This window comes from Herbaspirillum sp. C9C3, assembly GCF_013359625.1.
Lineage (GTDB): Bacteria > Pseudomonadota > Gammaproteobacteria > Burkholderiales > Burkholderiaceae_D > Herbaspirillum.
The window spans coordinates 18,536-44,118 of the sequence record NZ_JABFMQ010000003.1; the positions used below are offsets into that span (position 1 = coordinate 18,536).

At 59.0% G+C, this 25,583-nt stretch carries 26 protein-coding genes; 13 read left to right on the forward strand and 13 right to left on the reverse strand.

From position 1 onward, the window contains the following. Positions 1-3: 3 nt before the first annotated feature. The 13 genes from HNO82_RS04070 to HNO82_RS04130 are packed head-to-tail and all read left to right on the forward strand — an operon-like array spanning position 4 to position 13,093. Entirely contained in the window at positions 4-708 is a 705-nt protein-coding gene (locus HNO82_RS04070; protein WP_034351640.1) for an acylneuraminate cytidylyltransferase family protein, read from the forward strand. After that, on the forward strand, positions 705-1,691 hold the full coding sequence (locus HNO82_RS04075) for an NAD-dependent epimerase/dehydratase family protein (protein ID WP_175342840.1): 987 nt from the start codon (positions 705-707) through the stop codon (positions 1,689-1,691). Before HNO82_RS04070 ends, HNO82_RS04075 begins: the two co-directional genes overlap by 4 nt. A gap of 34 nt (positions 1,692-1,725) precedes the next feature. Then, positions 1,726-3,609 carry an N-acetylneuraminate synthase family protein gene (locus tag HNO82_RS04080; protein WP_175342841.1) on the forward strand — a complete coding sequence of 628 codons (1,884 nt, stop codon included), beginning with the start codon at positions 1,726-1,728 and terminating at the stop codon, positions 3,607-3,609. Positions 3,610-3,625: 16 nt separating this feature from the next. Next, positions 3,626-5,113: a glycosyltransferase family protein gene (locus HNO82_RS04085; protein ID WP_175342842.1), complete on the forward strand. Its 1,488-nt coding sequence runs from the start codon at positions 3,626-3,628 to the stop codon at positions 5,111-5,113. 14 nt (positions 5,114-5,127) lie between these two features. Next, a complete protein-coding gene (locus tag HNO82_RS04090) occupies positions 5,128-5,712 on the forward strand; it encodes a DapH/DapD/GlmU-related protein (RefSeq protein ID WP_081486115.1) in 585 nt (194 codons plus the stop codon). After that, entirely contained in the window at positions 5,709-6,548 is an 840-nt protein-coding gene (locus HNO82_RS04095) for a glycosyltransferase family 2 protein (protein ID WP_034351633.1), read from the forward strand. The genes HNO82_RS04090 and HNO82_RS04095 overlap by 4 nt, the downstream gene beginning before the upstream one ends. A gap of 1 nt (position 6,549) precedes the next feature. Continuing rightward, positions 6,550-7,683, forward strand: a complete 1,134-nt coding sequence (locus tag HNO82_RS04100; RefSeq protein WP_034351632.1) for a CgeB family protein — start codon at positions 6,550-6,552, stop codon at positions 7,681-7,683. Next, positions 7,680-8,501 (forward strand): class I SAM-dependent methyltransferase, encoded by an 822-nt coding sequence (locus tag HNO82_RS04105; RefSeq protein ID WP_175342843.1) that lies wholly within the window; start codon positions 7,680-7,682, stop codon positions 8,499-8,501. Before HNO82_RS04100 ends, HNO82_RS04105 begins: the two co-directional genes overlap by 4 nt. After that, positions 8,488-9,471 carry a glycosyltransferase gene (locus HNO82_RS04110; protein WP_175342844.1) on the forward strand — a complete coding sequence of 328 codons (984 nt, stop codon included), beginning with the start codon at positions 8,488-8,490 and terminating at the stop codon, positions 9,469-9,471. The genes HNO82_RS04105 and HNO82_RS04110 overlap by 14 nt, the downstream gene beginning before the upstream one ends. A 19-nt stretch (positions 9,472-9,490) precedes the next feature. Beyond that, positions 9,491-10,258 carry a glycosyltransferase family 2 protein gene (locus HNO82_RS04115; protein ID WP_175342845.1) on the forward strand — a complete coding sequence of 256 codons (768 nt, stop codon included), beginning with the start codon at positions 9,491-9,493 and terminating at the stop codon, positions 10,256-10,258. A 54-nt stretch (positions 10,259-10,312) separates the two neighbouring features. Next, positions 10,313-11,371, forward strand: coding sequence for a dTDP-glucose 4,6-dehydratase (gene rfbB, locus HNO82_RS04120; RefSeq protein ID WP_175342846.1), 1,059 nt, complete (start codon positions 10,313-10,315; stop codon positions 11,369-11,371). Between the two features lie 2 nt (positions 11,372-11,373). Continuing rightward, positions 11,374-12,249 (forward strand): glucose-1-phosphate thymidylyltransferase RfbA, encoded by an 876-nt coding sequence (gene rfbA / locus HNO82_RS04125; RefSeq protein WP_008334867.1) that lies wholly within the window; start codon positions 11,374-11,376, stop codon positions 12,247-12,249. Between the two features lie 4 nt (positions 12,250-12,253). Further along, complete coding sequence (locus HNO82_RS04130; RefSeq protein ID WP_175342847.1) at positions 12,254-13,093, forward strand: symmetrical bis(5'-nucleosyl)-tetraphosphatase; 840 nt, start codon at positions 12,254-12,256, stop codon at positions 13,091-13,093. Here HNO82_RS04130 and HNO82_RS04135 read toward each other — a convergent pair. From HNO82_RS04135 to HNO82_RS04195, 13 genes are all read right to left on the reverse strand, one after another. After that, on the reverse strand, positions 13,023-13,823 hold the full coding sequence (locus HNO82_RS04135; protein WP_175342848.1) for a lysophospholipid acyltransferase family protein: 801 nt from the start codon (positions 13,821-13,823) through the stop codon (positions 13,023-13,025). The two genes, HNO82_RS04130 and HNO82_RS04135, sit on opposite strands and share 71 nt — an antisense overlap. 115 nt (positions 13,824-13,938) lie before the next feature. Next, on the reverse strand, positions 13,939-15,225 hold the full coding sequence (locus tag HNO82_RS04140; RefSeq protein WP_008334863.1) for a dihydroorotase: 1,287 nt from the start codon (positions 15,223-15,225) through the stop codon (positions 13,939-13,941). Between the two features lie 64 nt (positions 15,226-15,289). Beyond that, the gene (locus tag HNO82_RS04145; RefSeq protein ID WP_008334861.1) at positions 15,290-16,249 is read right to left on the reverse strand and encodes an aspartate carbamoyltransferase catalytic subunit; all 960 of its coding nucleotides are present in this window, start codon (positions 16,247-16,249) and stop codon (positions 15,290-15,292) included. Beyond that, positions 16,242-16,754 (reverse strand): bifunctional pyr operon transcriptional regulator/uracil phosphoribosyltransferase PyrR, encoded by a 513-nt coding sequence (pyrR, locus tag HNO82_RS04150; protein WP_008334859.1) that lies wholly within the window; start codon positions 16,752-16,754, stop codon positions 16,242-16,244. The genes HNO82_RS04145 and pyrR overlap by 8 nt, the downstream gene beginning before the upstream one ends. Then, positions 16,751-17,137, reverse strand: coding sequence for a Holliday junction resolvase RuvX (ruvX, locus tag HNO82_RS04155; RefSeq protein ID WP_008334858.1), 387 nt, complete (start codon positions 17,135-17,137; stop codon positions 16,751-16,753). The genes pyrR and ruvX overlap by 4 nt, the downstream gene beginning before the upstream one ends. Positions 17,138-17,150: 13 nt before the next feature. Then, on the reverse strand, positions 17,151-17,912 hold the full coding sequence (locus HNO82_RS04160; RefSeq protein WP_008334855.1) for a YqgE/AlgH family protein: 762 nt from the start codon (positions 17,910-17,912) through the stop codon (positions 17,151-17,153). Positions 17,913-18,004: 92 nt separating this feature from the next. Then, on the reverse strand, positions 18,005-19,420 hold the full coding sequence (locus HNO82_RS04165) for an amidohydrolase family protein (protein ID WP_175342849.1): 1,416 nt from the start codon (positions 19,418-19,420) through the stop codon (positions 18,005-18,007). A 28-nt stretch (positions 19,421-19,448) separates the two neighbouring features. Continuing rightward, complete coding sequence (locus tag HNO82_RS04170) at positions 19,449-20,252, reverse strand: ABC transporter permease (RefSeq protein WP_008334848.1); 804 nt, start codon at positions 20,250-20,252, stop codon at positions 19,449-19,451. Further along, complete coding sequence (locus tag HNO82_RS04175; RefSeq protein ID WP_008334846.1) at positions 20,236-21,099, reverse strand: ABC transporter ATP-binding protein; 864 nt, start codon at positions 21,097-21,099, stop codon at positions 20,236-20,238. Before HNO82_RS04175 ends, HNO82_RS04170 begins: the two co-directional genes overlap by 17 nt. 17 nt (positions 21,100-21,116) lie before the next feature. Further along, complete coding sequence (locus HNO82_RS04180; RefSeq protein WP_175342850.1) at positions 21,117-22,148, reverse strand: aromatic ring-hydroxylating dioxygenase subunit alpha; 1,032 nt, start codon at positions 22,146-22,148, stop codon at positions 21,117-21,119. Between the two features lie 91 nt (positions 22,149-22,239). Beyond that, on the reverse strand, positions 22,240-23,223 hold the full coding sequence (locus tag HNO82_RS04185; protein ID WP_175342851.1) for an isopenicillin N synthase family dioxygenase: 984 nt from the start codon (positions 23,221-23,223) through the stop codon (positions 22,240-22,242). A 72-nt stretch (positions 23,224-23,295) separates the two neighbouring features. After that, positions 23,296-24,291 (reverse strand): ABC transporter substrate-binding protein, encoded by a 996-nt coding sequence (locus tag HNO82_RS04190; RefSeq protein WP_034351783.1) that lies wholly within the window; start codon positions 24,289-24,291, stop codon positions 23,296-23,298. Between the two features lie 61 nt (positions 24,292-24,352). Continuing rightward, positions 24,353-25,384 (reverse strand): PDR/VanB family oxidoreductase, encoded by a 1,032-nt coding sequence (locus HNO82_RS04195; protein WP_175342853.1) that lies wholly within the window; start codon positions 25,382-25,384, stop codon positions 24,353-24,355. Positions 25,385-25,583 lie beyond the last annotated feature (199 nt).

Consider the following 25,583-nt stretch of genomic DNA (forward strand, 5'->3'; position numbering starts at 1 on the left):
CTCATGACTGATATCCAGGATCATCGAATCGTTGCCATCATTCCTGCGCGTGGCGGATCAAAGGGCATCCCCAAAAAGAATATTCATATGCTTGCCGGCAAGCCATTGATCACCCATACGATTGAGCAGGCATTACATTCTGAGCTGGTGTCTTTAGTGGTGGTATCAACGGATGACGAACGTATTGCAGAAATCAGCCGCATGGCTGGTGCACAGGTAATCCATCGACCGGTCGATCTGAGCAACGACACGGCTTCCTCTGAGTCTGCGCTGGTGCACGCTATCAAGCAATTGGCTAATGATCACGATATTTCGCCGGAACTTGTGGTTTTTCTACAGTGCACGTCACCACTTCGGCACCCCCACGATATAGATCGTGCGATCCGGACATTGCGAGAGAAGGGGGCAGATTCGTTACTGTCGGTCTCACCGAGCCATCGCTTTCTGTGGGAGGAGCACAATGGCGAGGCGCGTTCGTTGAACTACGACTACCGCCAACGACCGCGTCGCCAGGATATGGCGCCACAGTTTGCCGAAAACGGATCGATCTACGTATTTCGTCCTGAGCAGTTGCTCGCGAGCGGCAATCGTTTGTCCGGCAAAATTGCACTGTACAAGATGGACGAGGATGCTGCCCTGGACATCGATTCACTCGTCGACATGCAGATCGCCGAGGCACTTTTGGCGGGGCGCCGAGGCTTGAAATGACTGTTGAGACCAGATCACCGGAGAGCCTGTGCAGTCTCAAGGAGCGCAGACTGTTAATAGTCGGCAGCGGCTTCATTGCCACACACCTTGCAAATGCCGCCCATGCGAAGTGGGGCTGGCAGGTGCAAATGATTTACCGAAACCACCGTCCAGCAGTTCCAGAAGGAATTAGGCTACATCAGCTGCCCTCGGACGTTACCACCCTCTCCAGTCTGGTCACCGCGGTTGCGCCGACTGACATCATCATTGCCCTCGGGTCTTCATTTGTTCCCGAAATCAATCGCGATCTCGGCGAAGCAATGCGACAGCATCTGGATGGTCCACTGATGGTCATGGATGCGATTTCACGCTTGCCAGTAAGGTTAGCTGGTCATGTCCTGATAATCGGTTCGGCCTCAGAATACGGTCAGTTCCCTGAACATCCGGTAGATGAGTCGTTCCCAACCAATCCTCAGGATCATTACGGACACCTGAAATTGACCTTGCATGAGCTAGGTCTGTACTATCATCGCCACCATGGCGTTCCCGTTGTACACGTTCGTCAGTTCAACGTAACCGGTACACAGCAAGATAGCAGATTCGTGCTGCCTTCCATCTGCAGGCAGATCGTCGAAGGAGCTCGACAAGGACGCAAAGAATTCTCAATCGTGGCAGGCAATACCACTGTCAGTCGCGACTTCTTGGCCATAGATGATCTCTGTAGAGCCTACCAGACATTGCTATTGCATGGACAAGCTGGCCAAGTCTATAACGTATGCTCGGGCCAGGCCCATCGCATCAGTGAACTTATCGACCTAGGCGGCAAGCTGGTCGGCGCACGTGTAGAGGTAAAGGTCAGTGAGCACTTGCTGCGCGAAAACGACAAAGTACAATCCATCATTTGCGGCAACCCGGCACGCCTTCAGGCGTTGGGCTGGTCACCCAAGACCAGCATGCGAGATCTGCTTGCAAGCATGATCGCACACTACAATTCCCAGGCTTGAGCCTGGCCTTCTAAAAGATCAACGAGGTTTATTCATGTCCCGCATCGCATCACTTGGTAGCGACGGCCTGTACGTTATTGCCGAAATAGGTATTAATCACAATGGTTCATTGGATGAAGCAATCTATCTAATGCGACAGGCAGCCGAAGCAGGCGCCGATGCCGTCAAATTCCAGAAACGCGCCCTATCCGAAATTTATGTCCAATCCTTGCTGGATGATCCGAACAGTGCCGAGTGGTCGTTCCAGTATCTGATCCCACAATTGCAAGTACTTGAACTGAGCGAGGAGGACTTCGCTGCGCTCAGAGAGGAAGCCAGACGATTGGACGTCGAATTCATCGTCACCCCCTTTGACCAGGTGTCCGCAGACTTCGTGGCGACGCTTGAATTGGATGCAGTCAAATTCGCATCCGCCGATTTGACGAACTGGCCACTAATTTCCCACACGCTTGGCAAGCTGCATTGCCCCGCCATATTCAGCACAGGGATGTGGGACGATGCGACGATTCGCAAATCTGCCGACTTCATCAGGGAGAATTTCAACAATCGATATGCGATGTTGCTGTGTCAGTCCACTTATCCTGCACCGCCAGAGTCCCTCAATCTTCGCTATATCAATTCGCTCTCAAAGATGGCGCCAATGGTCGGATATTCCGGTCACGAGCTTGGCGTACAGGCATCTCTGCTAGCCCACGCGCTGGGCGCCACCATCATTGAGAAGCACATCACCCGCGACATCCATCAGTTGGGACCGGACCATAAGGCCTCGTTGACGCCAGCTCAGTTCTCAGAACTCGTGCGACAGCTGCATCTGACCCGCACAATGCTGGGAAATAACCAAAAGGTCATCACGCAAGCGGAACACCTGAATCGCGAAGTATTCGCCAAGTCGCTGGTTGCCAAACGAGACCTTGCCGTTGGCGAAACCCTCAAGCTTGAAGATCTCAAATTCATGAGCCCGGGCAAAGGCATCACACCTGATCGTCTTTCTGAATATCTGGGCAAGACTCTGACGAGGGAGAAGAAAGCCAGCGACTATATTACCGAACACGATTTTCGTGAATCAATAATGGTGAGTGACTGGCCGAGCTTCACCTTCTCCAAAGACTGGGGTGTCAAGTGTCGCTTCCATGACTTTGAAATTTATAAGCAGCTCAAGACACCGGTCATTGAGTTCCACTGCTCCGATCGTGATGTCATCGACGAAGTAAAAGCCCATAGTGAGCATTCCGAACTTATCATTCACGCCCCCGAAATTATCGGCCGGGACCTCTTCGACTTGTGCTCGGACAACCCTGACGTCATTCGCAAATCCGTCGATATTCTGGAGCGAACGCTTGTCCGTACACGAGAACTCGCCCCCGGTTTCCGCCAGACAGCCAAACCTAAGGTGGTCTTGCATGTGGGTGGTATGAGCCTGCTGGACGGCAATTACGATTGCGGTGCGCTCACAGCCAAGTCGGAAAAGATCCTGCGCGATCTCGATCTTTCCGGAGTCGAATTGCTCCCGGAAAATCTCCCGCCTCGTCCCTGGTATCTTGGCGGCCAATGGCATCAATACGGCTACATGCGCCCCGAGGATATGGCTGCGTACTGCAAATCGCTATCGCTAGGCATGACCTTTGACATTTGCCATGCACAGCTTTACTGCAAGTACGCGGGTATCAGCCTGGTGGACTATGCCAAGATCGTGATGCCCTATATTCGTCATGTCCACATATCGGATGCACACGGCATTGATGGGGAAGGTGTACAGATCGGCGAAGGAGAATTGGACTTCGACGCACTCTTCCGGCATCTTGAAAAATTACAATTCAGCTGGGTACCCGAGATCTGGAGTGGTCATGTCAACCACGGTGCCGGAACTCACCATGCGCTCTGTTGCCTTGAGAAATACGGTCACTCTCACGAGCTGTGACCCCCAGGCAGCCAAGATGAGTATCGACTTCGGGCATGACGGATTTGACTATACGCGCGATCTGTGTGATGCCATTGAACGCTATACGAACGCCGTTCTCAGCCAGTCACCGAAAGGATTTCATTATCGGGGACTGGACCTTTTACCGGCCATACAGCGTCTTCTCTATATTCACTGCATCAACTCCGTAGCCCTGTTTGAGCGCTATCGCAACCGGCCAAGCTCTCGGTCGCAATTGCAACTGAACACGCTGGACGACCTGGTTGCACCGTTCTTAGTCGACGCGCCAGCCATTCCGCGTTGCACCCGCCCCTCCCATATGTTTCATGTCGTGGCCCGCAGGATTTACGGCCTCGTGCGCGAGCGCCTGCAGAGACGTGTTGAACGCGCCAAGGAGGTCACTCGTAATCAAATCTTGTTTCATATCGGCAATCAAAAATTTGTACGGTATCTGAACGCCATAACGAATGAACTGACTGACCATTCCTATGCGTTCTTGACCACCGGTAACGCATGCCTGGCAGAACAACTGCAGCAGCAGGGCAGACCTAGCATTCATTGGCCGGACCGGGGTGCGACTTTTCAATCTGTGACAGCAGCTCGGAAACTCGCTCCGTTCGAGCCATTGGTGCATGAAGCGGATCGACTGATCGAGGCAATTCACCGCCTCCAGCCCGCGTGTGTTGTCGTTGTAGAGGGAAATGCTCCCGCAGACGCGCTGATGGCAGAGGTTTGCAGAAAGCTTGGGGTGCCTTGCTACTGCATTCAGCAGGGCTGGTCGCCCTACATCCATACGGGATTTCGGAATATGCGTTTTACCGAAATGTTGGTGTGGGGGCAGTTATTTGCGGACATGTTGCGTCCCTTCAATCCGGGTCAACAATTCAGGATTACCGGAAGCCACATCCTGGCCCGTAGCGCTGCCTCTTCGGATGCTGGAAATCTCTTCAGCTTCTTCCTGCAGGCGCCATGTGCTTTACTCGGGCATACGGAATTTGAGGCATTTGTGACCCTCGCGGAAGACATCGCGGCTCTTTTCCCCAGCGCACAATTTGTGGTCCGTGAACACCCAGGTTATCCCTTGCAGGCAGAACGAAAACGCACCTTCAACCAACTGAACAATGTGCGCTTCTCGGATCCGGCACATGAATCGCTGTCGGATCTGATCAGTAGATCGGCCCTCGTGATCAGCGTATTTTCTACCGTGTTGCTGGAAGCTCTTGCACTCGATGTGCCATCCCTGATTTGCAGTATCGGTGCAATGAAGCGCTATCAACCCGAAATTGCGGCGGAGGGCGCTGCACTCGAAGTATCCAGCATTGATGAAGCCAGAGAGGCCCTGTCGAAATTGATCAGTACACCAAATCTGCTGGAAGAAATGAAGCAGCGTATCCCAGCAGTGAAAGGCAAGTTCTTTTCTCCGGGAACGGCAGCGCAAACCATTTCTTCCATCCTGGAATCGACCGTATCTGGCACCGCAGATAGACAACCAGGATCATTCTGACTTTATTCACCCGAATGAACATACTTAACCGGTTTTATTTTTCCCTCAGGCGCTGGCTGGCACACAGAAATGGAGCCACCCTGCAGCCACGAGTAACGTTTTATGGTGCAGCCCAGATCATCCGGCATCCTGGTAGCGTCATCAGCATTGGGGCTGATGCCGTCATCTGTTCTGACTCACGCTTTACCGCGTTAGCGCTGGATCACCCTGTCAAACTCTCTACAACGCGAGCCGATGCGCATCTTAGTATTGGGGCAGATGGTGGTATGAGCGGGGCATGTATCGTCTGCGCGAAACGCATTGAAATCGGAAATCAAGTCCTACTCGGTGCAAACGTACTCATTGTCGACACCGATTTTCATCCTCTGGCTCCGGAGAACCGGCGTCATAGTGATGAACTCGATAAGATCGGTACAGCGCCAGTAGTCATCGGTGATAACGTCTTTGTCGGTACTCGAGCCATCGTGCTCAAGGGAGTTGTCATTGGGAAGGACAGCGTGGTAGCTGCTGGTGCAGTGGTGACCGCCGGGACCTATCCCGATGGCGCAATTTTGGGTGGAAATCCAGCGCGCATCATTGGAAGTGTCTATCAAGTATGACCATTCATGTATTAATGCCAGTATTCAACCGCCTCGATATGACGAAAGCCATGTTGAGTTGTCTGCTGGCACAGAGAACAGATGAACCCCTGCATATTGTCGTGATCGACGACGGTTCCACCGACGGCACCGCCGAATTTCTGCGTAACCAGCCTCACGTCGAACGCCTGGAAGGCGACGGTTCCCTCTGGTGGGGCGGGGCCATTGATCTTGGAATCAAGGCTATCCAGAATCGGAGTGCGCCTGAGGACTGGGTATTATTCGTCAACAACGACACGCATATCGAGCCAGACTTTGTCCAGACCTTGCTTGATACGGCAAGGAACAACCCTCAGTCGGCAGTGGGCAGTACGGTGCGTAACGTCGAACGTCCCCACGAACTGCTATCGGTGGGCGCGGTAATCAATCCCTGGCGTTTCAAGGTCCAGGACGCCATGGCAATACGGCCCATAGCGGAGCTGGAGCGAGGTGACAGCGTGGAAGTCGATGCCTTGAGTGGCAGAGGCGTATTGTTCCCCTTGCGAGCCGTTACAGAGGTCAGAGGAATGCGTCCGCGACGACTACCCCACTATCTGGCTGACTATGAGCTGTCCCTGCGTATTCACAGAGCCGGATGGAAACTGCTGGTGAGTATGCAGGCTCCGGTTTACTCCTCCAACGAATTTGGAAATAGCTTCAAAGGCAAGAGTCTTCGCGAAGTACTGTTTTCGGTACGGTCGCCAAGCTATGTGCCGGCCAATCTAAGTTTCTGGTGGAGCGCTAGCAATCTTGTTCAAAAAATGACTCTGCCGGCGCGAGTGCTGGCCTATTTTATGGGACTGGCCATAAAGAAATAAAATGAAAATCACGATTCTAGACACATACTACCCCGCATTCCTCACAAACCATTACCTAAACGTTCCTGAGACGGGTAAGCAGAGCTATTCCCAGCAAATGATCCAATTGCTGGATCAATGCTTCGGCACATCAGATTTTTATTCGCGTCATCTCAACGCACTTGGCTGGGAAGCACAAGACCTCATTGTCAATTGCCTGCCGCTTCAGGAAACATGGGCCAGGGAAAATGGCATCCGCTTCAGTTCGGTGGCTCTGCGTGTCCGGCCGCGTTTCTTCCGTCTCCCCCTGCTGGGACGCTGGCTAGCCTCCCTGCCTGGTCTTGTAGAAATAGCCACCGCGCAGATCATACGCAACAAACCGGACGTTCTCTATTGCCAAGATCTTAGCTTCTTGCCCCCGTCCGCCATGGCGAAGCTGCGACCGCATGTCGGCATGATCGTAGGACAGATCGCCTGCCCCTTGCCTCCATCAGCGTTTCTGCAGAGTTACGACCTGATCCTGACATCTTTCCCCCACTTCGTACCCCGCCTGCGGGACATGGGCATTGCATCGGAATACTTCCGAATAGGATTCGATACACGCATCTTGGAAAAGTTGGGCAAGGTCGACAAGAACGTGGATGCAAGTTTCGTAGGTGGCATCAGCCGCCATCACGGGAAAGCGGTACCGGTACTTGAGTACTTGGCAGAGAAGACACCTATCGAGTTCTTTGGATATGGCTCCGACAGCCTGCCTCCAAATTCGCCCATCCGTCGCAAGCACCATGGTGAGGTCTGGGGTCTAGATATGTATCGTTCACTTGCTCGCAGCAAAATTACGCTCAATCGCCATATCAATGTTGCGGAAAATAATGCGAACAACATGCGTTTATATGAGGCGACAGGTGTCGGCGCGCTCCTCTTGACGGATCGCAAAGACAATCTGGGCGAGTTGTTCGATGTCGGCCGTGAAGTGGTCGCCTACTCTACTCAGGAGGAAGCGGCGGAACTGATCACTTACTTCCTCGCGCATCCGGAGGAAGCCGCTGCCATTGCTGCCGCAGGGCAACGACGGACCCTCTCGGAGCACACCTATGAACAGCGCATGAAGGAACTCGCTCCCATCCTACAGCGCCATTACAGGAGAAAGAGATGAAGCAGGCCTTACTAGCGCTGTTGTCACGCTTTCCCAAGCTGAAGCGTGCGCTGAGTCGGCTACGCAGACGTTACGCAAATAGCGGATCTGTGTCGCATGGGTATCGACCCATCCCCAAATCGAATATTCACCAGGAAAGCGCCCGCCTGCGTTCTTCGTGGCAATCACAAGATCTGCCCGCCCGCCAGCGAAAGCTGGTCAACCAGCAACTAGCTGACTATACACGGGGGGTTGCAATCGATGTCTTCGATGTTCTTGTTGGCGCCTTGCGTACCATCAATCCTGCAGGCCGTCCTATGACTCTGCTGGAAGTCGGCTGCGCCAGCGGTTTTTACGGCGAGGTATTGAAGATCAAGCAGATGCCGGTGATTTACAGCGGCTGCGACTATTCACCTGCCTTCATCGAGCTCGGCAAGCGTTATTATCCTGAGATGCCTCTCTATGTTGAGGACGCCACGCAGATGAGTTTCAAGGATGCGAGTTTTGATGTTGTCGTCTCCGGCTGCTGCTTGCTGCATATTCCGGGATTTGAACAGGCCGTCGCGGAAACAGCACGAACTTGCCGGGAATACGCCATATTCCATCGCACCCCTGTCCACACAAACCGCCCACATCGGTATTTTCAGAAACAGGCTTATGGGGTCGAGACCGTAGAAATCCATTTCAACGAAGAGGATCTGCTGCATCTATTCCTGCAGTATGGACTGGAATGTCTCCACACCTATACATTGTCGCAGGAGTCCGACCCCGATGACCCCTCGGTGATTCATTACACCCGTACCTATGTCTGCCGTAAAATCGCCCATGCCATCATCTAATACCCGCTACTTCTGCACCCTCTTCGACAGCGGCTACTTGATCAAGGGACTGTCCATGCTGCGCAGTGTGCACAGGCATTGTGACAATGTCAGGATCTTCGTACTCTGCATGGATGGCGAGGCGCAACGTATCCTGGAAAAGCTGCAGCTCCCTTATGTCACCTGCATACCGCTAGCGGACGTCGAGACGGATGAGTTGCTGAAGGTCAAGCCTGATCGCGGAGTGGCTGAGTATTGCTGGACTCTATCCCCATGTCTGCCTTGGTATTTGCTGCAAACCTATCCACAGATCGACTTCATTACTTATCTCGATGCTGACCTGTTGTTTTATTCTTCGCTACAACCGCTATTCGAAGAAATAGCCGACGCCTCTATCGCCATCATAGAGCATCGATTCAGCCCACGCCTTCAGGACCGCATCGTTAACGGACGATTCTGCGTCGAATGGGTCAGTTTCCGGCGAGACGACCAGGGTATGTCCTGCCTGTCACGATGGCGAGAACAGTGCATAGAATGGTGTTACTACCGCCTTGAAGAAGGTCGCATGGGTGACCAAAAGTATCTGGACCCTTGGCCTGAACTCTACAGCGGCTGCCACATCATCATGCACCCGGGTGCTGGTATCGCTCCCTGGAATTATTCGCAATATCAATTCGCATGCGATAGCGAAGGTAACATCATGGTGGACGGCACGCCTCTGCTGTTTTATCACTTCCATCAGTTCCAGCTGCTTGACGACGGGAGTTTTGATCGTCTCTCGACGTTCTACACTGCAGAGCGTCCTGAACCAGGTCAAGTCTACGAGAGATATGAGGCCGATCTGAAACTGCGGATTGCCGAGGTTCGTGCAGTGGCGCCCGGATTCAAAGGCGGATTCAAAAGAATCGGCAAAGTACGGGGACGCCGTTGGGTGCAACGTTTCGCACCGCGCTGGCTCAAGGATCTTGCGCGCAAAGTCATCCGTTATTGATGCCCTCAAGACCCAGCACATGAACACCCCTAAGTCACTCAGGATTTCGGTCATCACCGTTTGCTACAACAGCGCATCCACCCTCGAAAAGGCCTTGCGATCGGTGGCAGATCAAAGCTGGCCATTGATCGAACACATCGTCATTGATGGAGGATCCACTGATGGCACCCTGCAAATCATCGAGAAATTCGGCCCGCATCTGGCCAAGATCATCAGCGAGCCAGACCAGGGTATCTATGACGCGATGAACAAAGGGCTGGCACATGCGAGCGGCGATATCATCTGTTTCCTGAATGCCGATGATCATTACGCATGGCCAGGCGCACTTGCAGAGGTCGCGCAACAGATGCAGGAGCACCACCTAGAAGCCCTGCTCGGCGATGTGGCATTCTTTCATGCTGACAATCCGGAACGCATCGTGCGCCGCTATCGCTCGGACCGTTTTCATCCAGCACGCCTGGCCTGGGGCTGGCAGCCCGCGCATCCCGCTCTATTCTTGCGCCGCTCCGTCATAGAGCGCGTTGGACGGTTCAAGACCAGCTATCGGATCGCAGGGGATTTCGAATTCATCTTGCGCGCCTTTCATGACACCGACCTGCGCTATCGCCACTTTTCCACAATATTCGTGCGCATGCAGACTGGAGGCGCCAGCACCGGCGGTATTCAGTCGAAGATCCGCCTCAACCGGGAAGTGCTACGAGCTTGCCGCGAAAACGGGCTGCGCACCAACATGCTCAAGATCCTTTCCAAATATCCTCTCAAGCTGCTCGAACTTGTCATCCGTTGACAAGGCAGCGGACATTGGCCCGAATCCTTCACCTCTTCTCGACATAAGAACTTCATGATCCTAGTCACTGGCGGCGCCGGCTTCATCGGTAGCAACTTCGTACTCGACTGGCTCGCTACTTGCGATGAACCGGTCGTCAATCTCGACCTGCTTACCTATGCAGGCAATCTCGCCAACCTGGCCTCGCTCAAGGGGGATGCACGACATCTATTCGTGCATGGCGATATCGCCGATGCAAAGTTGCTGAAGCGCCTGCTGGAGCAGAACCGGCCCCGCGCAGTGATTCACTTTGCAGCCGAATCGCATGTGGACCGTAGCATTCATGGTCCCGAAGCCTTCGTGCAGACAAACGTGGTCGGCACCCAGCGCCTTCTGGAGGCCGTGAAGCAATACTGGCAGGCACTGGACGGGGTGGCGGCCTCAGCGTTCCGATTCCTGCACGTTTCCACCGACGAAGTCTACGGATCCCTGGACAAGAATGCTCCAGCCTTTACTGAAACCCATCCGTACGAGCCCAATAGTCCGTATTCAGCAAGCAAAGCCGCGAGCGACCACCTGGTCCGCGCTTACCACCATACCTACGGTCTGCCTACACTGACCACCAATTGCTCCAACAACTACGGTCCCTACCACTTCCCGGAGAAACTGATCCCGCTGTGCATACACAATGCACTCAAAGGGAAGCCCCTTCCCATCTACGGTGACGGCCAGCAGATCCGCGATTGGCTCTACGTGAGCGACCATTGCAGTGCGATTCGCCGGGTACTGGAAGCCGGCACCACCGGGCAAACCTACAACGTAGGCGGCTGGAATGAGAAGGCGAACCTGGATGTGGTACGGACGCTGTGTGCGACGCTAGATGAACTGCAACCACGTGCCGATGGGCAAGCCTATTCGAGACAGATTACCTTTGTGAGCGACCGCCCGGGGCATGATCGTCGCTACGCCATCGACGCCGGCAAACTTGAGCGCGAACTCGGATGGCGACCGGCAGAGACCTTCGAAACCGGAATCAGAAAGACGGTACGCTGGTATCTTGACCATGCGGACTGGGTAGAAAATGTAACCAGTGGCACCTACCGCACGTGGATTGATCAGCAATACGGAAAATAACCATGACCCAAGTACGCAAAGGCATCATCCTCGCAGGTGGTAGTGGCACACGCCTGTACCCGATGACCAAATCGGTCTCGAAGCAGCTCATGCCGGTCTACGACAAGCCGATGATCTACTATCCGCTGAGCACCCTCATGCTGGGCGGTATCCGGGATGTGCTCATCATCTCCACACCTCAGGACACACCGCGTTTCGAGGATCTGCTGGGTGATGGTAGTCAATGGGGCCTGAATCTGCGTTACGCTGTGCAAGATTCGCCGGATGGACTGGCGCAAGCCTTCCTGATTGGCAAGGACTTCATCGACGGGGATCCTAGTACTCTGATCCTGGGTGACAACATCTTCTTCGGAAACGAACTTACTCAGATGCTCAAGCGTGCCCGCGATAGCGTCGATCGCGCCAGTGTGTTCGCCTACCACGTGCAGGATCCTCAACGTTACGGCGTCGTCGAATTCGATAAACAGCAGCGCGCCCTCAGCATTGAGGAGAAGCCGACGGTCCCCAAGAGCAACTATGCCGTCACGGGGCTTTACTTCTATGACAAGCAGGTGTGCGATGTGGCAGCCTCCATACGTCCCTCTGCTCGTGGTGAACTCGAAATCACTGATATCAACAAGTTCTACCTCGAACATCAACTGCTCGACGTCGAGATACTGGGACGCGGCTATGCCTGGCTGGATACCGGCACCCACAGCAGCATGCTTGATGCCGCTAATTTCGTGGCCTCGGTACAGCAACGCCAGGGACTGATGGTGTGCTGCCCGGAGGAAATTGCCTTCCTCAATCGCTGGATTGATCGCGAACATATCCTGAAACTGGCGGCCCCTCTGGTCAAGACTGATTACGGTCGATACCTGATGCGCCTCGTTCAATAAAATGATGAACAGCCACGCTCGTTCGGATTCGCGTGTCTACGTCATCGGTGACCTGCAGGGATGCAATACGCCGCTGCAGCGCTTGCTGGCCAACATTCCGGAAGAAAACCAGCAGCAGCTCATCTTCGCCGGCGACCTCATCAACCGCGGCCCCCAATCCCTGCAAACCCTGCGCACCGTGATGCAGATGGGCGAGCGCGCCCGGGCTGTTCTCGGCAATCACGACCTGCACCTGCTGGCCGTGGCCTGCGGCATCCGCCCCGCGCATCGCGACGATACCCTGGATGACATCCTCAATGCCCCCGACCGCGAAGAGCTCATCGACTGGCTGCGCCACCGGCCCCTGGCCATCCACCAACAGGGCCACCTGATCGTCCACGCCGGCGTGCTGCCGCAATGGGATCTGCACCAGGCCCTGGCCCTGGCCAACGAAGTGGAAACCATACTGCGCAGCGACCAGTGGATGGTCTTCCTGCATCACATGTACGGCAACCAGCCCGAACGCTGGTCCGATGAGCTCGTCGGCCACGACCGCCTGCGCTGCATCATCAATGCCTTCACCCGGCTGCGCTTCTGCCAGGCGGACGGGACCATGGATTTTTCGGTGAAGGAAGGTGCGGCAGCAGCGCCGGACGGCTTGATGCCCTGGTTCGAGGTGCCGGGACGACGTACCGAGGACGTGACCGTGGTCTTCGGGCACTGGTCCACGTTGGGACTACTGATGCGCCCCAACCTGATCGCTCTCGATACAGGCTGCGTCTGGGGCGGACAACTCAGTGCGGTGCGACTTGAGGATCGGGCGCTGTTCCAGGTGCCGTGCCCGCAGGCACGCCGACCGGGCTGAGCGACTCCAGAGAATAGCCCAAACCCGTGGCAATGACTTCACGTGCCGTGCGCGCAAGGTCGCGCCGATGCGCACCCTCGGTGCTGATGAGCGGCAATTGCTTCAGTTCGGCCCTCATGCCGCGCGCCTTGAGGATGGTGACGATGCTCTCGGCAATGGACATCTCGCCGATGAAGTCAGCCGCACCATGCAGCTTGCCACCGGCATCCACATAACGCAGCGCGTACGGCTGCACCGGTGCTCTCGCATCGATGGCGGCCTCGAACAGGTTCGCGTGGAAGGGCAAGAGCGTCCCTTGTGCCGCCGTCGTGCCTTCAGGAAAGAAGGCCACGTGTTCATCCTTTTCGATACTCTCGACCAGACCTTTGAAAATGCGCCGCACATCGCTGGCCTTGCCGCGCGAGATGAAGATGGTCCCGGTCTTGGCGCACAGCCAGCCGATGAGCGGCCAGCCGCGAATTTCCGACTTGGCCACGAAGCGACAAGGCTGCAGCGAATTGACCACGAAGATATCGAGCCAGCTCACGTGATTGGATACCAGCAGCGAACGGGGGATAGGCAACGGGCTGTCGATACGCACCTCGATACCGCAGATGCGCAACAGCTTGCGTGACCAGCGCCGGATATGCGCCTCCCGGCCCTTCTCGGAAGTGAACGGGAACAGGAAGGCGCACACCGCCATGCCCTTGAAGAGATGTGCGATCAGGCGCAGCAGACGAAAAACGAACATGGCGTAGTCGGATCGTGATCAGGTCGAGGTCGACGAAAAAACTGCTTAATCGAAAATCAAGAACGCACTTGCCCGAAGACAAGCATCGATCAAGTGAAAATCAAACGTCACAATATCAACGCTCGAAGGCAATGTGCCCCGACACGATGGTCGCCTTGACCACGCCAGGCAACTCGTAGCCCAGGAACGGAGTGTGCTTGCCCTGGCTGGCCAGGGCCGAACCCTGCACCTTCCACAGGATGTTCGGATCGAACAGGCAGAGGTCAGCCACGCTGCCCACGGCCAGATTGCCGGCCTTCAGGCCCGCCACCTTGGCGGCGCGGTGGGTGACCTTGGAGATGGCCTTGGACAGCACTTCCTTGCCCTCGCCTTCTGTCTCCAGCGCCCACTTCAGCGACAGCGACAGCAGCAGCTCCAGGCCAGTGGCTCCCGGCGAGGCTTCGCCGAAGGGCAGCAGCTTCTCGTCGTCATCGACCGGGGTGTGGTCGGAGCAGACGGCATCGATGGTGCCATCCAGCAAGGCGGTACGAATCGCTTCACGGTCGCGCTGCGAGCGCAGTGGCGGCGTCATGCGGGCGTTGGAATCGAAGAAGCCGATGTCCAGGTCGCACAGATGGATATGGTGTACGCCCACGTCACAGGTCACCGGCAGTCCTTCGCTCTTGGCCTGGCGCACCAGCTCCAGCCCCGCCGCCGAGGACATGCGGCAGAGGTGGACACGGGCGCCGGTAGCGCGCATCAGTTCAAAGAGGGTGTAGAGCGCAATCGTTTCCGACATCACCGGCACGCCCGACAAGCCCAGGCGCGAGGCGGCCGGACCGCTGTGGGCGATACCCGAGCGCCCCAGGTGCGGGTCCTGTGGACGCAGCCAGACAGTGTAGTTGAAGGTCTTGGCATACTGCAGCGCCGAGAGCAGCACCGTGGTATCGGTGATGGGCTCTTCGGCTTGCGAGAAACCGATGCAGCCGGCGTCGGTCAGCTCGGCCATTTCGGTCAGCGCCTTTCCCTTCAGGCCGGCGGTGAGCGCGCCCAGCGGATAGACGTGGGCCTGGTTCAGCGAACGGGCGCGGTGCTTGAGCATTTCCACCAGGCCGGGTTCGTCCAGCACCGGATCGGTATCGGGCGGACAGACCAGGCTGGTCACGCCGCCCTGGATGGCGGCCTGCATCTCGGACTCCAGCGTGGCCTTGTACTCGTAGCCGGGCTCGCGCAGGCGCGCCGACAGGTCCACCAGGCCGGGGGCCACGATCAGGCCGGTGGCGTCGATGGTCTTGTTGGCCACAAAGTCGGCCGGGGCCTGGCCCACACCGACGATCTTGCCGGCGGCTACATACACATCCTGCTGGGCATCGATGCCGTTGGCCGGGTCGATCAGGCGGCCGTTCTTGATATGCAGTTTCATCAGTTCTTGTCTTCTTAACGGATCGTTCAAAACGTCGCGGGGATAGTCGTCGTCAGCCTGGGATTCAATTGCCGGCCACGATGCTCATGACCGCCATGCGCACGGCGATGCCGAAGGTCACCTGCGGCAGGATCACGGCCTGGGCACCATCGGCCACGGCTGAATCGATTTCCACGCCACGGTTCATCGGGCCAGGGTGCATGACGATGGCATCCGGCTTGGCCAGGGCCAGACGTTCCGGGGTCAGGCCATAGCTCTTGAAGAACTCCTGCGCCGAGGGCAGCAAGGCCCCGCTCATGCGCTCGTTCTGCAGGCGCAGCATGATGATCACGTCCACATCCTTCAGGCCCTCTTCCATGTTGTGGAAGACGCGCACGCCCATCTGCTCCAGGCCGCTGGGCAGCAAGGTGCGCGGGCCGATGGCGCGCACTTCCGGCACACCCAGGGTGGTCAGCGCGTGGATATCCGAACGGGCCACACGGCTGTGCAGGATATCGCCCACGATGGCCACACGCAGGTTGGTGAAGTCCTTCTTGTAGTGACGGATGGTGTACATGTCCAGCAGACCCTGAGTCGGGTGCGCGTGGCGGCCATCACCGGCGTTGACCACGTGGACATGCGACTGCTTCGTATCGATCAGGTGCTTGGCGATCAGGAAGGGCGCGCCCGATTGCGCATGACGCACCACGAACATGTCGGCGTGCATGGCCGCCAGGTTGTCGATGGTGTCCAGGAGCGACTCGCCCTTGCTGGTACTGGAAGCCTGGATGTTGAGATTGATCACGTCCGCCGACAGACGCTTGGAGGCGATCTCGAAGGTGGTGCGGGTGCGCGTGGAGTTCTCGAAGAACAGGTTGAAGACGCTCTTGCCGCGCATCAACGGCACCTTCTTGACTTCGCGGTCACCGATGCTGACGAAGGACGATGCGGTATCGAGGATGTGCGTCAGGATCGAGCGCGGCAAACCCTCGATGGTCAGCAGGTGTTGCAGTTCGCCGTTTTTGTTGAGTTGGGGATTAAGCATGGACCACCGTGAGTGAGAAGCGGCCGTCGTCGGCGCGTTGCAGTTGCAGGTTTTCTTGTTTGGTGAGTTCAACCGAGGTCGCCACGAAATCGGCGGCAATGGGCAGCTCGCGACCACCGCGGTCTACCAGCGCCGCCAGCAGCACGCGCGCCGGGCGACCATAGTCGAACAGTTCGTTGATGGCCGCACGCGTGGTGCGACCGGTATAGAGCACATCGTCGACCAGCAGGATGGTAGCCCCCTCGACATCGAAGGGAATCTGGCTGGGCTTCACATCGGCGCGCAAGCCCTTCTCGGAAAAGTCGTCGCGATAGAAGGACACATCGACGAAGCCCAGGCGTTCGCCCAGGCCCAGTTCAGCCGCCAGGCGTTCAGCCAGCCAGGCGCCGCCCGAGTGGATGCCCACCAGCGCAACCTCGGTTGCGCCCTGCAGGCCGGCTTGGATCTGCTGCACCAGGGTCTGGTACAGCGCTTCTGCATCAAGCTGGGAAGGTGTTGTGCTCATGAATGTGCGTCGTCAAAGTATTGCTGCAAAATGATGGCGGCAGCCTGGTCATCGATCTGCTCGCCGCGCTGGTGCTGGATCACTGCCGAACTGTAGCGTTCATCCACCAGCGTGACTTCAAGTCCGTAGCGGCCGTGCAACTGGTTGGCAAAGCGGCGGCAGCGCACGCTCATCTCATGCTCGGCGCCGTCCGGATGCAGGGGCAGGCCAACCACGCAGCGCGCCGGTTGCCACTCCGCGATCAGGCGCGCAATGGCCGCGAACTTGCCGTCGTTGGTCGCTTCGCTGATCACCGCCAGCGGCTGCGCCTGCTTCAGGCCCGTATTGCCCACGGCCACGCCGATACGCTTCAAGCCGAAGTCGAAGGCCAGGATGGTGTCCAAGCGTTCCTGCTCCTCAGGCCCGTCCGGCATCGCCAGACAGCATCACCGGGTCGATGCCCAGCAGCGCCAGTGCCGCCGTGAAGCGTTCCTCCACAGGCAACTCGAAGATGATGGACGGGTCGGCCTTGACAGTGAGCCAGCCATTGCGACCGATCTCGCCTTCCAGCTGGCCGGGGCTCCATCCCGAGCAACCCAGCGTCACCAGCACGCGCTGCGGGCCGTCCCCATGGGCGACTGCTTCGAGCACGTCCTTGGAGGTGGTCAGCGCCACTTCATCGGTGACCTGCAGGGTCGAGGAATATTTCTCCGAGGTCGAATGCAGCACGAAACCGCGCTCCACCTGCACCGGACCGCCGAACATGACCGGGCGGCGATACAGCTCGGGCATGGCATCGGGGGTGTCGGGCCGGATTTCCAGCTTGAGGTTGATGCGGTCGAACAGCACGTCCATGGTCATGTCGGTGGGCTTGTTGATGACCACGCCCAGCGCGCCGTTATGGTTGTGTTCGCACAGATAGACCACGGTGCCGCCGAAGATCGGGTCCAGCATGGACGGCATGGCGATCAGGAAATGGTCGGTCAGGTCCAGCTCCAGCGGCGGACGAGCCTCCTCGGAGGCAGCGTCCTCCCCCTCCGCCTGCTTGCCGTCATCGGCGGAGGCGGCATCGCGGGAGCTGGAGTCGGAATGGAACGGGTCGAAGGCGCCAAAGGAATCCACGGATTCGTCGAAATCCTCGGCTGAGAAACTGAAGGGAGAATTGCGTCTCTTGATCATCCCGGCATTTTAGCAGTTTTGGCCGGGATCCCATGCGGCTCATGGGCAAGCGCCCGTAAAGGCGGCCGCAAGCAGCCGCTTTTACACGGCCCTTAGTTGCTACAAAGCATTTTTCTGACGGCCTGCCGCGCTTGCGCTGCCAACTCGGTCAGATCCACGCCGGCAATGAGGTCATCGCTCACCACGGCGCGGCCACCGACCCACATTGCCTTCAGGAAAGGCCGCCCACCCGAGACCACCGGCCCGATGGCCGGATCATGCAGGCCGAAATAGCGCGGATCATCCAGCCGGTACAGGGCGATGTCAGCCTGCTGACCGACCTGCAGCCCCTGCAGTCCGTCCAGCCCCAACACGCGCGCACCGCCGGTGCTCCCCCAGCGCACCACGTCTTCCACCGTCGCCTCGTCGGCACCTCCTTCGAAATGGCCGCCGCGCACGGCCGGTATCGCCTCCTGTCCACGCCGCGCGCGCTGCATCAGCCAGGCGGCATGGGTTTCCGAGATCATGTCCGCAGCCTCGTTGGAGGCAGCACCATCCACCCCGATCGATACCGGCACGCCCGCCGCCTCCAGCGCGCGAATCGGGGCAATGCCACTGCCCAGCCGACCGTTGCTTTGCGGGCAATGGGCGATGCCCGTTCCGGTACTTCCCAGCAAGGCAATTTCCTCGGGATCGAGCTTGACCAGGTGCGCAAACCATACGTCCGGCCCCAGCCAGCCAATGCGTTCGCAGAATTCCACGGGACGGCAGCCGTGCATGGCTTGTGCGCTGTCCTGGTAGCCGACCGTCTCCGAGAGATGGCTGTGCAGGCGCAAACCCATTGCGCGGGCCGCCTTGGCGATCTCGCCCATTTCCTCGGGCGCCGCCGAATAGAGCGGCGTGGTCGGCGCCATCACCACGCGCCGCATTGATGCGGGCGCGGGATCATGGAAGCGCCGCGCCAGGCGCTGCATATCGGTGAGGAAAGCATCGAGGCTCTCCGGTCGCAGGGCACTGGGCAACTCCGCTTCCAGCTGCCGCGTGCGGGTCGCCGTCCCCCGACACAGCACGAAACGCAGGCCCAGTCGCTCGGCCTCCTCGAAGAGGATCTCCGAGGTATCGAAGGGCATGCCGGGGTAGTACAGGTAATTGTGATCAGCAATCGTGCCGCAACCCGAGCGCATCAATTCCACCATGCCGATGCGCGCGGCCAGCCGGAACAGCTCGGCATCGAACCTGGCCCGATAGCGATAGGGCGTGGCCGCCAGCCAGGGCGTGAGCGTGGCATTGATGCCCAGCGGATCCCCCTTCAACAGCGACTGGAACAAATGATGGTGGGTATTGACCCAGGCCGGATAGGCCACGCAATCGCTGGCATCGATCACGCTGTCACCCGGCAGCGCATCGAGCCGGCCGATGGCGGCAATGACGCCGTCGCTCACGCGGATGTCCGGACCGGCGTGGCGTGCAGCCTCACCGGGCAGGCCGGTCATGATGGCCTGCAGGTTCCTGATCAGGAAAGTGTTCATGAGGATTCGGCTCCTTGAGTTGGGATCATCATGCCATCTCGCTCTCATGCCAGCCAGCCAGCATGGCGCGGGAAAGCGCGCTCATGAGCCAGAACAGCAGGATGCCGGTCAACGTGATCAGCAGCAAGGCGGCGAAGAGGCGCGGAATGTTGAGCTGGAAGCCCGCCTGCAGGATCTGATAGGCCAGCCCCGAACCAGTGCCGCCCGTGCCGGCCACGAACTCTGCCACCACGGCCCCGATCAGCGCCAGCCCGCTGGAAATGCGCAGGCCGCCGAAGAAGTAAGGCAGGGCGCTGGGAATGCGCAGACGCCGCAAGGTCTGCCAGCGCGTGGCCTTGTTCAGCCGGAACAGGTTGAGCAGGCCCGGATTGACGCTGCGCAGTCCCAGCGTGGTGTTGGAGATGATGGGAAAGAGCGCCATGATGGTAGCGCACACCGTCAGCGCCGCCGTGGTGTCCTTGACCCAGATGATGATCAGCGGCGCAATGGCGACGATGGGCGTGACCTGCAGGATGATCGCATAGGGGAACAGACTCACTTCGATGAAGCGGCTCTGCACGAACACGAAGGCAATCGCCACGCCCAGGATCACCGCCAGCACGAAGGCCAGGAAGGTAATCTTCAACGTCACCAGCAGCGAATCCATCAGCATGCTCCAATCGGCCACCAGTGTCTTGGCGATCAGCACCGGCGTGGGCACCAGGTAAGGCGGCACCTCCAGCAGCGTGCATACGATCTGCCAGGTCAGCAGCAGCGCAATACCGATGGACAGGGGCGCGGCCACGCGCCAGAAACCGGGACGATTGATCAGCGGATCAGTGTTGGGCTTCATGGCCGCCTCCCTGCTGGTTGGCCAGCGTCAGGTAATCCGAAAGAGTTTTGCAATACTGCATGAAGGGCGCCGAAATGCGAAAAGCTTCATCACGCGGACCAGGCGCATCGATGGCCACATCGGCAATCACCCGACCGGGGCGGGCCGCCATCACGATCACGCGCGAGGACAGGAACACTGCTTCATAGATGCTGTGGGTGACGAAGACCACGGTGAGATCCTGCCGGCTCCAGATATCGCGCAGGTCGGCGTCGAGCTTGTTGCGGGTGAATTCATCGAGCGCGCCGAAGGGCTCATCCATGAGCAGCAGGTTGGGCGATGTCGCCAGCGCACGGGCGATCGAGGCACGCATCTGCATGCCGCCCGAGAGTTCGCGCGGCAGCACCTTGTGGAATTTTTCCAGGCCGACCAGCTTGAGCGCCTCGGCCACGCGCGCATCGGCCTGCGCGCGCGGCACCTGGCGCAAGTCCAGCGGCAGACGTGCATTCTGCTCCACCGTGGCCCATGGCATCAGCGTGGCCTCCTGAAACACCATGGCCAGGGTACGCTCAGGAGTACCGACCGTGGCCAGGTTGCCGCCCCACCAGCGGAGATGGCCGTGGGAGGGCTCTTCCAGCCCGGCAAACATCTTCAGCAAGGTGCTCTTGCCGCAGCCCGACGGGCCCAGCAGCGAGACGAACTCACCGCGTCCGATATCGAGCCTGACCTCATCGAGCGCACGGGTGCCATTGCGATAGGTCTTCTCGACCCGCTGCGCAGACAGCACCGGCGGTGCACCAGCAACTGCGGCCGCACTCTCCTGCTCCCATGCCGCGGCCTGCGACATGGCGTGTTCATCTCTGTCCATGGGATCTCCTGACGGGTTCATGCAGCGGGGTGGATGCGGAACACTTCGGATTCGCCGTGCTCTTCCAGCAATTGCAGCAACATGCGGCGCATGATGAGACCCGGACGGTCCGAGGCCATATGGAATTCCTGACGGCGACGCACGTCGATGCAGGCGTCGGGATCGGTGGCCTCCAGGATCTCCCGGTCCTCCACCAGGATGGGCGCATCCCAGGCGATCAGCTCGGCTTCGGAACACTGCTCTTCGGTATCGTTGCGATACAGCCATTGCGACAGCATGATGGCGCCGTCATCGATGGGCGTGGCGCAGTTGTAGATGATGTGGTGCCGGCCGCTCTCCGGATAAGTGCAGCCGAAGCGGCGCACGAAGGGCAGATACCAGCGGTTGAACATGTGGCGTACCGTGGTGTCGGCGGTGCTGCCGGTCACGCGATGGCTGGCCGGGACGTTCTTGATGGGCACACGGGTTTCGGCTTCGAAGCCGTAATCGGTTTCGTTGATCTCGTACTTCTCGGGCTTGGGCTGGTCGTACAGGCCGAAGGTGGCGCGGTGCACGTAGCTGAAGTGAGAATTGTCGAAGGAGTTTTCCATCATGCGCAACGGGCTGGTTTCCCAGCGCTCGTAGAACTGGAAGATGCGGCGGTAGCCCGGAGCGCCATCTTCGGGGAAATCGGGAATGTCGCGCAGCGGTTCTTCCAGTGCCACCCACACGTAGCCGTAACGTTCCTTGCAGAAATACGATTTCACGCACGCGCCCGAGGGCACGCTGCCATCCACGCTCTGCGGCACGCGCACGCAGGCTCCCTGCCCATTGAAGGTCCAACCGTGATAACCGCAGACGATGTTGCCGTTCTCCACGAAGCCTTTCGACAGCTTCGCCGTACGATGGCAACAGCGATCCTGCAGGGCGGCGGGCGTACCGTCCTCCTTGAGCCACACCACCAGCTTCTCGCCCAGCAGGGTGAAGGGCTGTGGACCGTCCTTCAATTGCGAGACGGGCATGAGCGCGTACCAGAACTTGCGCAAGACTTTTTGTTGGGTCACCAGCATGATGCTGCTCCTTCTGCTTGGACTGCGGACATCATGGTCCGCAGTGGTCCGGCCGGCGTGCCAACACGGTCGCCTTCGCCGGAAAATCTGTTCAGGCCACCACCGCTCCGAAGGTCTGCCGCACCTTCATTTCCAGGTACTCGCCGATGGTGCAGGGCGCATGGCGCGCCGGTCGTTCGGTGCTGCAACAGCTCGGCAGGCAGGCCACCACGGCGGCCTGGTCGCCATCCTGGAAGAACGGCAGGGAATAACGCGGCGCACTGCCGGCATTGAGAACGCGATGCGGATTGCTGTGATACAGGTCATTGCTCCACCGCTGCAGCAGGTCACCGATATTGACCACGAAGCTGCCATCGATGGGTGGCGCGCTCACCCACTGACCATCGGCATTGCAGATCTCCAGTCCGCCGATGGCATCCTGCGCGAGGATGGTGACCAGGCCCCAGTCGGTATGCGCGCCGGCGCCGATCTGGTTGTGCTGCGCCCCGGCCGGTTGCGGCGGATAGTGCAGCATGCGCTGGGTGGCAATGGGTGTCTGCAAGACCGGCTCGAAGAAATCCTCCGGCATCTCCAGCGACAGTGCGATCACGCCCAGCAGGCGATGGGACAGCGCGCGTACCGCTTCGTAATATCGCCGCGCATGCGCTTGGAAACCCGGCAAGTCGTGCGGCCACAGGTTATGGCCGTAGCGCAGCAAGCCGCGTTGCACGTAAGGATGATCGGGCGCGATGTCGAAGCCGAACTGGAAGCCTTCCTTCAGATCGACAGGAGAACCTTCATCCAGCGCCTGCGCCCCCATGCGCTCATAGCCATAGCCGGAGGGAGAGTGACGCATGTCGATGGCCGACTTGCTGGCCAGGGGCAGCGCAAAGAAACGCCGTGCCCAGTCGAACTGTCCCTCAATGAGCGCCTGCGGCACGCCGTGGTTGACGAGGTAGAAGAAACCGACATCACGCGAGATCTTGTGGATCTCCCAGGCCAGCGCCTCGCGGCGGGCCAGCTCGGGAGAAAACGCGTCAGCAAAATCGATCACCGGAATGTGGCGCGCGGTCATCGGTGGTGTATAGGGAATCATGGCGTCCTCACGCGAAGAAGGATGGCTGCCCCGGCCTGCGCAACATGGCAGCCATCCGGACCATCAGCAAGCTCAGGGCATGACCTTCATGTCCTTGACGAACTGGGTGGTGTAGGCCTTGTGATAATCGGTCCCGGCCTTGAGCAGGCCCGTGGCCACCATGACGTCATAGGTCTGCTTCCAGCGCTCGTCGGTCATCACGCCGATACCCATCTTGGCCGCATCGCCACCGGTGACCACCTTCAGTTCCTTCAGTTTGCCGACGGCATAGGCCAGTTGTTCGTCGCTCATGTTCTTGTTGTCCGCCTTGATGAGCGCATTGGCCGGTGCCGGGTCTTCCAGGTAGCTCTTCCAGCCCTCGGCAGTGGCCTTGACGAAGCGCTGCACCAGGTCGGGCTTGGTCGCCACCGTCTTCTGCAAGGTCACGATGGTGGTGCCATACGGTGGATAACCTGCGCTGGCAAAGAGGAAGAACTTGCTCTTCACGCCCGCCTTGTCGGCCTGGAACAGTTCGGATGACGGATAGGCCTGCTGCGCGATGTTGGGGTCGGCAAAGAACGGCTGCAGGTTGAAGGTATAGGCCCTGGACTGGGCATCGGTATAGCCGTACTTGGCCTTGAGCCATGGCCACCAGCTCGACTGGCCGGAGCCGGCGACCAGAATGGTCTTGTTCTTCAGGTCCCCCAGGCTGGTGACATCCTCATGCGTCATCATGCCCTGCAGGTCGGACTGGAAGGAGGTGCCCACGGTCACCAGCGGCAGGCCCTGCTCGATCCCCTTCATCACGGTGAAGTCGTAGCCCATGCTGAAGTCCGCCTGCCCGGCCACCAGGATCTGCATGTTGTTGACCTGCGGGCCACCCATCTTGATGGTCACATCCATGCCATATTTTTTATAGATACCCTTGGCCACCGCCTGGTAGAAGCCGCCGTGCTCGGCCTGCGCGTACCAGTTCGACAGTAGCGTGACCTTGTCCTCGGCATGCGCCAGGCCCGGCATCGACAGGGCTGCTGCGCCCAGTCCCAGCCACACAGCGGCCACGTGCCGCAGGAATGTTCGCTTTTGCATCGCTTGCTTCTTCATCGCCTTCCTCTCCAGGTGGGTTGAACTTGCCTTGATCACTCGCCAATCACAGATCCAGTACCAGCCGCCGGCCGACGCAACGCGACACGCACGGCAGGACGCGATGGCCACCGGCGCGCTCGGCGGCCGAGAGCACACTGTCGCGGTGCAGGGGCTGGCCTTCCAGTACGGTGCTCTCGCAGCTGCCGCAGAAGCCCTCGCCACAGGACGTACCGATCACCACGCCCAGTCGCGCTGCCGCTGCCACGATGCTCTGACCGGGCGCGACCTCGCAGCGCAGGCCGGAGCGGTGCAGTACCAGCTCGAAAGCACGGTCGGCGACCTCGCTGAGCGGAGCTGCCTCTGCATCTGCATCTGCATTTGCGGACGGCTTCACGGGTGCGGCGAACAGTTCGAAGTGAATGTCCTGCTCGTGCCAGCCTGCCAGTCGGGCGTGGCGGCGTGCAGCCTCGATGAAGGGTGAAGGTCCGCACACGTAGAGCGGGGACGAAGGCGGCACGGCTGCCAGTGATGCGGCCAAGGCGCGCTCGGTCTCGACCCCGTCCAGGCCCAGGTGCAGCGACATGCCTTGCGAACAGGCCGCCAGTTCATGAAAGAAAGCGGCGTGTGCGAGGCTGCGTGCAAAGTAATGCAGACGATGCCGCCTGCCTTGCACGGCCAGCTCGGCGGCCATCGCATGCAGTGGCGTGATGCCGATGCCGGCGGCCAGCAGCAGCGGCGCGCGCGTATCGGCGATGAGGGGGAAGGCATTCACGGGAGGCGATGCACTGATCGTAGTACCCTCCTGCACCTGCGCATGCAGGAAGGCGGAACCCCCGCGCGAAGCAGCCTCGCGCTTGACGGCAATCACGTAGCAGTCGCGCTGTTGCGCAGTATTGCAGAGCGAATAGGCGCGCACCAGTCCATCCCGCAGATGCAGGCGCACATGCGCGCCCGGCGTCCAGGGTGGCAGCGCCGCGCCCTCCAGCGACACCAGTTCAAACAGACGGATATCCTCGGCAGCCTGACGCACTGCCCTCACCCGCAACATCAAAGTGGTGGTGGCGCTGCCATCGAAACGATCGCGCACGGCATTCATCGCGCACCTCGACTGCGGGCACCACGAGAAAGGCGAATCGAAAAGCGAAGCAGCTGGAATGCCGCGCGAAGCGGCGAGGAAAAAAGAAAGGGCGCGCGGGCAATGTGCATGGTCTCGTGTCCTGTCGAAACAGAGGGACCATCGGAGCGTTCCGATGGCGTCACGAGCAATGCCCCGCAAGAAGGTAAGTGGATTCGTT

Excerpts from the sequence above, each read along its gene's own strand:
- HNO82_RS04075 (WP_175342840.1), top strand. The coding sequence starts at position 705 with ATGACTGTTGAGACCAGATCACCGGAGAGCCTGTGCAGTCTCAAGGAG.
- rfbB (WP_175342846.1), top strand. The coding sequence starts at position 10,313 with ATGATCCTAGTCACTGGCGGCGCCGGCTTCATCGGTAGCAACTTCGTA.
- pyrR (WP_008334859.1), bottom strand. The coding sequence starts at position 16,754 with ATGAGCACAACACCTTCCCAGCTTGATGCAGAAGCGCTGTACCAGACC.
- HNO82_RS04165 (WP_175342849.1), bottom strand. The coding sequence starts at position 19,420 with ATGAACACTTTCCTGATCAGGAACCTGCAGGCCATCATGACCGGCCTG.
- HNO82_RS04115 (WP_175342845.1), top strand. The coding sequence starts at position 9,491 with ATGAACACCCCTAAGTCACTCAGGATTTCGGTCATCACCGTTTGCTAC.
- HNO82_RS04090 (WP_081486115.1), top strand. The coding sequence starts at position 5,128 with ATGAACATACTTAACCGGTTTTATTTTTCCCTCAGGCGCTGGCTGGCA.
- HNO82_RS04175 (WP_008334846.1), bottom strand. The coding sequence starts at position 21,099 with ATGGACAGAGATGAACACGCCATGTCGCAGGCCGCGGCATGGGAGCAG.
- rfbA (WP_008334867.1), top strand. The coding sequence starts at position 11,374 with ATGACCCAAGTACGCAAAGGCATCATCCTCGCAGGTGGTAGTGGCACA.
- HNO82_RS04145 (WP_008334861.1), bottom strand. The coding sequence starts at position 16,249 with ATGCTTAATCCCCAACTCAACAAAAACGGCGAACTGCAACACCTGCTG.
- HNO82_RS04080 (WP_175342841.1), top strand. The coding sequence starts at position 1,726 with ATGTCCCGCATCGCATCACTTGGTAGCGACGGCCTGTACGTTATTGCC.
- HNO82_RS04110 (WP_175342844.1), top strand. The coding sequence starts at position 8,488 with ATGCCATCATCTAATACCCGCTACTTCTGCACCCTCTTCGACAGCGGC.
- HNO82_RS04130 (WP_175342847.1), top strand. The coding sequence starts at position 12,254 with ATGAACAGCCACGCTCGTTCGGATTCGCGTGTCTACGTCATCGGTGAC.
- HNO82_RS04140 (WP_008334863.1), bottom strand. The coding sequence starts at position 15,225 with ATGAAACTGCATATCAAGAACGGCCGCCTGATCGACCCGGCCAACGGC.
- HNO82_RS04195 (WP_175342853.1), bottom strand. The coding sequence starts at position 25,384 with ATGAATGCCGTGCGCGATCGTTTCGATGGCAGCGCCACCACCACTTTG.
- HNO82_RS04105 (WP_175342843.1), top strand. The coding sequence starts at position 7,680 with ATGAAGCAGGCCTTACTAGCGCTGTTGTCACGCTTTCCCAAGCTGAAG.
- HNO82_RS04135 (WP_175342848.1), bottom strand. The coding sequence starts at position 13,823 with ATGTTCGTTTTTCGTCTGCTGCGCCTGATCGCACATCTCTTCAAGGGC.
- HNO82_RS04185 (WP_175342851.1), bottom strand. The coding sequence starts at position 23,223 with ATGATTCCCTATACACCACCGATGACCGCGCGCCACATTCCGGTGATC.
- HNO82_RS04085 (WP_175342842.1), top strand. The coding sequence starts at position 3,626 with ATGAGTATCGACTTCGGGCATGACGGATTTGACTATACGCGCGATCTG.
- HNO82_RS04170 (WP_008334848.1), bottom strand. The coding sequence starts at position 20,252 with ATGAAGCCCAACACTGATCCGCTGATCAATCGTCCCGGTTTCTGGCGC.
- HNO82_RS04095 (WP_034351633.1), top strand. The coding sequence starts at position 5,709 with ATGACCATTCATGTATTAATGCCAGTATTCAACCGCCTCGATATGACG.
- HNO82_RS04160 (WP_008334855.1), bottom strand. The coding sequence starts at position 17,912 with ATGATCAAGAGACGCAATTCTCCCTTCAGTTTCTCAGCCGAGGATTTC.
- HNO82_RS04190 (WP_034351783.1), bottom strand. The coding sequence starts at position 24,291 with ATGCAAAAGCGAACATTCCTGCGGCACGTGGCCGCTGTGTGGCTGGGA.
- HNO82_RS04180 (WP_175342850.1), bottom strand. The coding sequence starts at position 22,148 with ATGCTGGTGACCCAACAAAAAGTCTTGCGCAAGTTCTGGTACGCGCTC.
- HNO82_RS04070 (WP_034351640.1), top strand. The coding sequence starts at position 4 with ATGACTGATATCCAGGATCATCGAATCGTTGCCATCATTCCTGCGCGT.
- HNO82_RS04100 (WP_034351632.1), top strand. The coding sequence starts at position 6,550 with ATGAAAATCACGATTCTAGACACATACTACCCCGCATTCCTCACAAAC.